General features: G+C 46.3%; 5 protein-coding genes. All 5 read left to right on the forward strand.

All coding sequences use genetic code 11. The features are described 5' to 3' along the window. Positions 1 to 193 precede the first annotated feature (193 nt). On the forward strand, positions 194 to 1270 hold the full coding sequence (locus tag ACG2E4_RS16585) for a FecR family protein (RefSeq protein WP_395277261.1): 1077 nt from the start codon (positions 194 to 196) through the stop codon (positions 1268 to 1270). 54 nt (positions 1271 to 1324) lie between these two features. Continuing rightward, a complete protein-coding gene (locus ACG2E4_RS16590; RefSeq protein ID WP_395277262.1) occupies positions 1325 to 4747 on the forward strand; it encodes a SusC/RagA family TonB-linked outer membrane protein in 3423 nt (1140 codons plus the stop codon). A gap of 18 nt (positions 4748 to 4765) precedes the next feature. Further along, positions 4766 to 6328, forward strand: a complete 1563-nt coding sequence (locus ACG2E4_RS16595; protein ID WP_395277263.1) for a RagB/SusD family nutrient uptake outer membrane protein — start codon at positions 4766 to 4768, stop codon at positions 6326 to 6328. A gap of 366 nt (positions 6329 to 6694) precedes the next feature. Continuing rightward, complete coding sequence (locus ACG2E4_RS16600; RefSeq protein ID WP_395277264.1) at positions 6695 to 8281, forward strand: family 16 glycoside hydrolase; 1587 nt, start codon at positions 6695 to 6697, stop codon at positions 8279 to 8281. A 101-nt stretch (positions 8282 to 8382) separates the two neighbouring features. Continuing rightward, positions 8383 to 9153, forward strand: a 771-nt coding sequence (locus ACG2E4_RS16605; RefSeq protein ID WP_395277265.1) for a c-type cytochrome, incomplete at its 3' end; no start/stop codon positions are given.

The following is a 9153-nucleotide window of genomic DNA, read 5'->3' on the forward strand; positions in this document are numbered from 1 at the left end:
GATGGAAAGACCGTTCAACGAGAGTAAATATAAAGGGTTCCAGTCGTTGCCCTATTCATTTGAGATTGTTTTATCTGGTATCTGCTTTACCAAAAATAAATTAAAAAAGATTGAGTAGATGCCGGATAAGCTTAGCTCTCCTTTATTGAGTTGCAGTCATAGATTAATGCCCAGAATCAAATAACGTTAACAAGTGGAAGAACAAGACTATACCGTCGCAGAACTCATCCATAACGATTCGTTTCGGCGGATTATAGATGGAACTGCCAGCGCCGAAGAAAAAGAGTATTGGAACCGATGGATGGAGGCCTCAGAGGTCAATCGGCAAAAAGTGCAGCAGGCGATGTCAGAAATTGCAGGATTTAAGTTTGCAAAATCGGCCGAGTCGGATAAAGAGCGTCAATGGGAGCGTCTTTACAATAAAACGATTAAAAACAAAGATAAATACAAGCGTAAAACCTCCAATAACAGTGCCCGGGTTCAATGGATGTTCAGGGCCGTAGCTGCGGTGCTCCTGATTGCTGTTGTAGGGATCGGAGTTTATTACTATGAGATTTCAAATCAATCTACTGAGCTGGCCCAAATATCGAAACTCGAGTCTGTTTCAACCGATGCCGGTCAGCAGAAAATTTTACGATTCACCAATGGGGACAAGGAAGCAAAGATTGTGATGAATGGTAATTCCACGATTACCTATGATGTGGGATTACTGGAAAACGAACCTATCAATGTTGAACTGCACGGCGAGGCGTTTTTTGATGTGGAAAAGGGATTCGCTGAATCTCCTCCGGCCTTTTCGGTTACCACTCCGGATGGAGTAATTGAGGATATCGGCACTGAATTTATGGTCACTGTTGATCCCAATTTGTCCCGTGTGGTACTGCAGGAGGGTATGGTAAATGTTCGAGCTGTGAGTGGTACTACCGTAGTTCAAGATTTTGACGTTGCCAGGGGAGAAATGATTGAGTTTACCAGCCAGGAAATTCTGACTAAATCCAAGGTGAATTCAAGTTTTTACACTTCATGGGCAACGGGTCAGGTAGAGTTTGATCAGACAAAGATAAGTGCGTTCGCAAGATTCATCGAGAGTAGATATGGAGCTACAGTAAAAATTGTAGATCCGGATTTAGCTGATGCTACCATTGATGGTGCCGCGTATTTCAGATCACTGGAAGAGCTGGCGCGATCGGTCTCTGATGTTATGGAGATTCCGGTATTCCAGTCCGCTTCAGGAGATACCATCTTTATCGGGCGACAATATGGTGGCTGATTAACGTGAATTATAAACGAGGCAATTATAACAAGTGGAAAATAGGATACAATTATGAAATCAATAAAGCTCCAGGTAACGAAAGTGGCTATACTTGCTTTCGGCTTATGTTTAGTGGGAAGTGTGGGATTAGCACAAAATGGAAATTTAATTTTTGTAGAATCACAACAGTCGAATAAGCTAGAGGTAGAACGTGGTTCATCTCTTAAAGAAGCCCTGCAGCTAATTGAAAGTGAATTTGACGTTGTTTTTCTGTACGGAACGCAAACAGTACAGGGAAAACGGGTTGGCAAAGACTACAGGTTGTCCGACAATTTTCGGGAGGCTACTTCTGAACTCTTGGAGGAGCATGGAATGCGGTTCAAATATCTGAGTCCGAAGACGTATGGCATATATGGACCAAATGAAGAGGTGTCGCAAGCTGAAGAGGCTGCTTTCCTGGTTAGTGGACTGGTAACCGAAGCTGGTTCAGGAGAAGTCCTTCCGGGTGTGAATGTAGTTATCAAGGGAACATCGACTGGTACCGCAACAAACAATGAAGGTCGTTATGAGATCGATGCACCAAGTGCAACAGATACGCTTGTTTTTTCTTTTGTGGGCTATGAAACAATGACAATACCTATAGATGGTCGTTCAACGATAGATGTAGAGCTGCAAAGCTCTCAGGAAATGTTGGAAGATTTGGTTGTTACAGGATACAGTAGTCAGCAACGAGAAGATGTTACCACATCTATTGCCTCAGCGGATGTGGAAGGGATGCAAAAGAAAGCTGTAACGAATACCAATCAGGCCCTTCAGGGAACCGTTGCAGGTGTGCATGTTCAAGCTGCCAATGGTAATCCCGGATCGGACATGAATATTACCATTCGCGGATATTCATCATTTGGAGGAGATAACAATCCGCTTGTCATTGTAGATGGTGTTCAGACGGAATCCGGACTAACGAATGTCAATCCGGATGATATTGAGTCTATACAAGTGTTGAAAGATGCCTCAGCAGCTGCAATCTATGGGTCCCGGGCTGCGAACGGTGTAATTTTGGTTGAAACGAAATCCGGAGTCCAGGGTGGAGCACCCACATTATCATATTCCAACTATTTTGGAACCCAAGTTCCATACGAGGGTATTTCGCTCACCAACGCCGAGGAATATGTAACGGTTCTTCAGCGCATGTATGGTGATGATTTGAGTGGGGGAAGCGGAATTCCGCAAGCAGCAAAGGATTATCTTGATAATCCCGGTCAGTTCCAGAGTTATGATTGGCAGGAATTGATTTATGAACCTGCAATGATGCAGAATCACAATTTATCCGTATCTGGCGGTAGTGAGTTTGGGACCTATCGTGTGTCGGCAGGTTATCTTGATCAAGACGGAATTACCAAAGGAACCGGCTACGAACGTGTAAACCTGCGTGCCAAAGGAGAGTTTTTTGTTACTGATAATATTACCGTGGGACAATCCCTGTCTCTTAACAGGTCAAAAACTTTGCCCGAGGCATATGCTTTCAGTAGATCTATGTATCAGCAGGCGGTACAGATGTATCCATACTTTTCACCCAAAACTGAAGATGGATCTTGGAGAACTTCTGACTTCTACTGGGGCGGGGGAGATAACCCTGAAGCGCTGATTCGAAACCCATTCCATTTTCAAAGTATTTGGGAACAATGGGATAAAGGTAGTGAGGTATCAATGAATATGTATGGAGAGGTGGAACTCTTTGAAGGGTTCTCTTACAAAATCAGCGGCTCCTATTCTCAGTTTAATAACCAGTTCAAGTATATGTTTGGGGATAAAGGAGAAAACCAAGGGGAGTATTTTAACCCCAATAAAGAAATAAATATTTCTGAAAGCGTCTCAAATAACTGGAACATTGACAATACTCTCCGGTTTGACAGAGATTTTGCCGATCACTCGATAGATATTACCGCTGGGTTTATTGCCCAACGTTTTCAGGAGAGAGGAATTGATGGTGGAAAAAATAATTTTCTTTCTGAGAATACGGAAACCTTAAGTGCACCGGGCGGGCAAAATGCATTTGTTGGCAGTTTCTTGTCAGAAAGCTCGCTGCTTTCATTTATTAGTCAGCTCAACTACGGTTTTGATGACCGGTACCTGTTAACCGTTAATTTCCGTCGTGACGGGTCCTCACGGTTTTCCCCTGATGTTCGCTGGGGTAACTTTCCTGGAGGCTCCCTTGGTTGGAGAATATCAAATGAAAGCTTCTGGCAAAATTCAAGCCTTGCCTCTACAATTACCGAGCTTAAGTTAAGAGGGGGATACGGGGAAATAGGACGACAAAACGTAGGAAATTACCCCTATACCCCAACTCTAAATTATGAGCCGGTTGTGTTTGGAGATGCTATTGCTGACGGACTGATAACGGGTACGCCGATCAATAGTGCCATCAGTTGGGAGTCTTTGATTACCACCACTGTTGGAATGGACTACGAGCTATGGAATGGCAAAATCAGCGGCTATTTTGAATACTTCAATAATGAAGCGGATGAAATGATTATCGGTCTGCCCCTTGCACCATCGGTGGGCGGCGGCGAGTTGTCAGTCAACTCAGGTAAAATTTCAAATGAAGGATTTGAGATGGAGCTAAACTACAATGGGAATGCCGGTGATTTCAATTATTCCACTGGCTTCAATTTGGCTACCACAGATGCCAAGGTAGAAGAGCTCGGAACGGACAGAATAGTATTTGGTAGCACTGCACCGGAATGGGATGTGGCCCATACAATGGAATTTCGGGAAGAAAGCGGTGGGCTGGCAGAGTTCTGGCTGATTGAGACCGATGGTATCTTTAAATCGGAAGAAGAAGTGAACAATCATACAAATTCTGATGGAACAGTCATTCAACCCGATGCTGAACCGGGTGATATCCGTTTTGTAGATGCTAATGATGACGGAACTATCACCAGCGAAGGAGATCGGCAACTGCAGGGTAGTGGTATCCCAACCATGAATGTCGGTTTTAATTTTTCCGCCAACTATAAAGGCTTTGATGCCAGCCTGAATATGACGGGTGCTTTTGGGCAAGTCGTGTACAACTCGCATCAATACCTGGTAGAAAGAAACTATGGGTTCGAAAACCTCAGCACGAGGTTGTTGGATGCATTCCATCCCGAAAATAACCCGGATTCAAACTTTCCAAGACTGAATCCCAATGATTCTGATGATAACTGGAATTCCCGTCCAACCTCTGATCGGTACCTGGAGGATGCTGACTATGTGAAAATTCGGAATTTGGAATTCGGTTATACTCTGCCGATTGATCTTGCTGGCAAACTACAGATGAGATCGGCCCGCATATTTTTACGGGGACAGAATCTATACACATTTACGGGTTATTCCGGAGCTGATCCTGAGATCGGGTCTTCACCATTGCTCGGTGGAGCCTTTACCCAGGGGCTTGATCGCGATACAGCCCCCCAGGCCAGATCCTATCAAATTGGCATCAATCTTGAATTTTAACAACAACGGGATATAACTATGAAATACCTGATAAATAAAGTATTAGTGTTAACCGTACTGGTATTTGTTGCCAGTGGGTGTGGTGAAGACTTCTTGGACCTCGAAAATCCAAATGAGATAACGGCCGGCACATTTTTTCAAACTCCGGAAGAGATGCAACAGTCTGTAAATACACTCTACCCGGTAATGGATGGTTTGCGAGAAACATTTGGGCAGAATGCCCGGGGCATCGATATGCAACTGACTGACGGTGCCTTCGAAGGCCAGGTAAACTATGCAAATTTCCGCACTACGCCGGAAAGCGGTACATCCGCAGGCTATTGGGAGGCTAGCTATACCATTATTTTCCGCGCCAATACCATTTTGGACAATATGGACAATGTGGACTGGACGGGTAACGAAAGTATGCGTGAGTTGTTAACTGCCGAGGCCCACTTTTTCAGAGGAGTTTCATACTTCCATTTGGCACACATGTATGGGCAGGTGCCAATTGTTACGAAACCGGCGGAGACCGATGAAGAATTTAACCCGCCTAAAGCGGAAAGCATTGGAGCTGTATATGACCAGGCAATTTCTGATCTCCAGGCTGCCAAGCAGGTTCTTCCGGAAACCAGATCAACAGCCGCCAAGGTTACCAAAGGAACAGCAACCGGATTCTTGGGCAAAACATATTTATATCGAGCCAGTTATTTGGAAGAGCCCGACAACTACAGTTTGGCAGCATCTGAATTCAAGGAAGTAATTGACTCAGGAAATTACAGCCTTGTTGATAACTACGAGGATAATTTCACTGCAGTCAATGAAAATAACAGTGAATCGCTATACGAGATTCAGTACAAGTTTAATACGTCTCCCTCAACGCCCACTCAAGGCCGTCCTTTCAATAGTGTTCCTGGTATCGGTTTCGAGATATTTTTGCGTCCTTCAGACTGGGTGATGCAAAAAATGGCGGAGGAAAGAACCGTTGATGGTGATTTTGATCCAAGGTATCTCCAAACCATATATTTCCATGAGGGACTACCATTGTTTAGCGTTCCATATAATGAGCTGGGAAGCGGTATTGACTGCCAGGGTGGACAGGGCGTTGGGGGCGCCCCGGATGGCTCCAGTACCACGGAAGGAGGCTGGTGGCGAAAGTACTTGAATGTAAACCTTGGCTGTCCACCGCAGCTTACCGGTGGTGAAGCTGAGAATAACGAACGTGTACTGCGCTATGCAGATATACTTCTTATGTATGCCGAGGCTGTAACTATAGATGCTGGTAGTGTTACACAAGAAGCAGTACAAGCTGTACAGGAGGTGAGAGATCGTGCTAATCTGGCCACCAAAACAATGGGTGATTACGCCAATGCCGACGAACTAATGGAGGAAATCAAGCATCAGCGCGTGATGGAGTTTACATATGAAAATATGTACTATTTTGATCTAATTCGATGGGGTGATATGGAAGAAGCCCTGCAGCAACACGGTAGTCCGACACAGGTATCCAGTTATGATCCTGTGAAGCACAAATATTTCCCGATACCTACTTCAGAAGTGGTCAACAATTCAAATCTTGAACAGAATGACCCCTGGAAATAACGGTAGAAATCAAGAGGGTGGCCACCCTCTTGATAATATTTTTATTTGTAAAAAATATATCCCTAGTACTAGTTGCTAGGCAATAAAAAAGGGGGCAGAACCTCCCCTGTTCTGCTCCCATTCCTATAGAGTACCATTGCTCAGTTATTGGTACTGCCCGGTAGTCAGTATTCATATTACTACCTCTTCAGTTTAACTGATAAAATTTCAGGAAGCGGGTATTCATATTTTTTAGAGCAAAGTCTGGATACCAGCTATTTCCGAACAGTCATAAAATTCCGGTAGTGGTACGGGCCTTTATATACGATGTATTTAAAATTATTTGGCTCGTATTCTACTAATTCCAGATCAAAGAAAGTGAACAAGATGAACCGTTTTTCCCACTTTATGCTTACGCTGGGTATAATAAGTTGTTTGGGGGTAAATTTTGGGCACGCTCAGGTTCCCGAACAACAGACGATTGTGTTTGTTACGGGGGGCGATGAATACCAGTCGCGGGAACGAATGAAACCGTTTGCCGAGAAGCTGGAGAAGGATTACGGCTTTAATGTAATATATATAGCTGATGAAGCCCCGGGAGCGGATACTGCCCCCAATAACGATCCCGACCCCACTCCATTACCCAAGGCCGAACAAATTGCCAAAGCTGATCTGATGGTTGTATTTATGCGATTCCGCAACTGGACGGAACGATCAACCAAACTGTTTATGGAGCATTTTGAGAAGGGAAAGCCGGCCCTCGGCATCCGAACTACGACCCACGCCTTCTGGAAGGACCGCACGTTTTCTCCAAAATATTTCGGAGGTCATTATAAAACGCATTATACAAGCCGAATTGTCGCCCAGGTAAACCCGGAGCATGCCGATCATCCGATGGTCCGCGGAGTCCAACGCAAATGGGGACAGGGAGAAGGCCCCTACGTTTCTACCCCGCTGACGGAAGGCGCCGAGCCGGTGGTGTTTTCTTATGGGCATAACCGAGACCGCGAAGAAAGCCCGGGTATCGGCAACGACAGCTACGACTCCCCCAACTACCCTGTGGCCTGGGCCTACCATCACAATGGAGCGCGACGCCCCATGATTACGCTGGGCAGCTACCGCGTTGGCGACCTGGAAGCCGATTATTTTCAACACTTGTTCTATAATTCCGTCTTCTGGGCCCTTGAATATGAGGTGCCCGAAAATGGCGTTCTGGCTGAAGGGCACAATTTTGAGGCCGTACCTGAAAAGGAAGTCTATCAACCTGAACAGGCAAACGTTCCGAGCCCGCCGACCTTTAATCCCACAGACAAGGAGGAGTGGGAGATGCTTTTTGACGGCAACGATCTCTCAAAGTGGAAACATTATGATGTGACCATCCCACCATATATGTTGTATGTGGATCGCCGGGCGAATTCGGAAGGTCCGATCGATTACACCATGTCCCCGGCGCGCTGGAATGTTGAGGATGGAATGCTGGTAGCCCGCCCCGGGTATGGAGACATCATAACCCGTCATCATTATAACAATTACCGGCTGCGACTTGATTATTACATCCCGGAGTACCCGGACTGGGTAACCAACGAATGGCGCGGCAACAGCGGGGTATACCTGAACGGATCCTGGGAGATAGCGATCCTGGATTCATACGGCAAACAACCCACCGATCGGTCGAATGGCGCCATTTACCGCAGGAAGGCCCCATTGGAAAATGCCTCTAAACCGGCGGGACAGTGGCAGACTCTTGAGATTGAATTTATTGATGGAAAAGCAACCGTGGAATTGAATGGCACCCGAATCCATGAATCCGTCAAACTGTACAAGCCGACATTTATGGGATTCCCGTCCGCCACCATTTGGCCGGATGAGAGTTTCCCCAGTTATGATGAGACGGTAACGGAGGGCCCCATCCGGCTGCAAGCCGAGAATGCCCGGGTCCGTTTTGCAAATATTGCCATTCAACGAATTGACTAACAGTGTGCTAGAGCATGAATAACGCCAACGAATGTACTATGAAACGAATAAATATTTATCTGGAAATGGTTACTGATTTAAAAAAGATCATACTTATATGCTTGTCAGCAGGTCTGTTTATTCCGCTGATGGCTCACGCCCAATCTTCGTCGGAAATTACCGGCAGGTGGGAATTTACCATTCAATTTGAGGAGGGAGAAACCGACGGCGGTACCATCAGTATTTCTGGTGATCCGGGATCATACAGCGGTATTTTTGACATGGCCAGCAGTTCGGTTACACGAAAACTACAGAATATCGAATATGAGGATGGCCGGCTCACATTCCTCGTAGAGCGGTTGTACGACACGATAGCTGTGGATGTGACGATTTCAGGAGACCGTATGGAGGGGCATATGATCTTTGGTGAAGAGCAGGTACCGATGGAAGGGAGGCGCCTGTCGGAGGCTCCCGGGGCGGTTATTGATCATGCGGAAGTAATTAGCAGCTTAAATGAGCAGACGCTTCAACAGGGTCAAAAATTTTACGAGCAGGTCTGCGCGGCCTGCCACGGGGCCGACGGCAGCTCCAACCTGCCGACGGCCCGCTCGTTCAACAGCGACCCGTTCAAGTATGGTTCGGATCCCTACAGCATGTGGCAGACTATCACCAACGGGGCCGGCCAGATGGGCGCCCAGCGGTGGCTGTCCCCTGAAGATACCTATGCTGTTATTCAGTATATCAGGGAAGAACTCGTTAAGGGATCAAACCCCGATATGTATTTTGACATTACCGATGAGTACCTGGAAGGCCTGCCAGAGCCGTCCATGTCTGCCCAGCAGCTGGACCAGATGATCAAGCGTGAGGCCCTGTCCGGCTCCCAGGAATACGGG

Source organism: Halalkalibaculum sp. DA384 (genome assembly GCF_043951955.1).
Classification (GTDB): Bacteria; Bacteroidota; Rhodothermia; order Balneolales; family Balneolaceae; genus JAMQKA01.

Bases quoted from the DNA above. Each gene is read 5' to 3' on its own strand.
- ACG2E4_RS16600 (WP_395277264.1), top strand. From the start codon at position 6,695: ATGAACCGTTTTTCCCACTTTATGCTTACGCTGGGTATAATAAGTTGT.
- ACG2E4_RS16590 (WP_395277262.1), top strand. From the start codon at position 1,325: ATGAAATCAATAAAGCTCCAGGTAACGAAAGTGGCTATACTTGCTTTC.
- ACG2E4_RS16595 (WP_395277263.1), top strand. From the start codon at position 4,766: ATGAAATACCTGATAAATAAAGTATTAGTGTTAACCGTACTGGTATTT.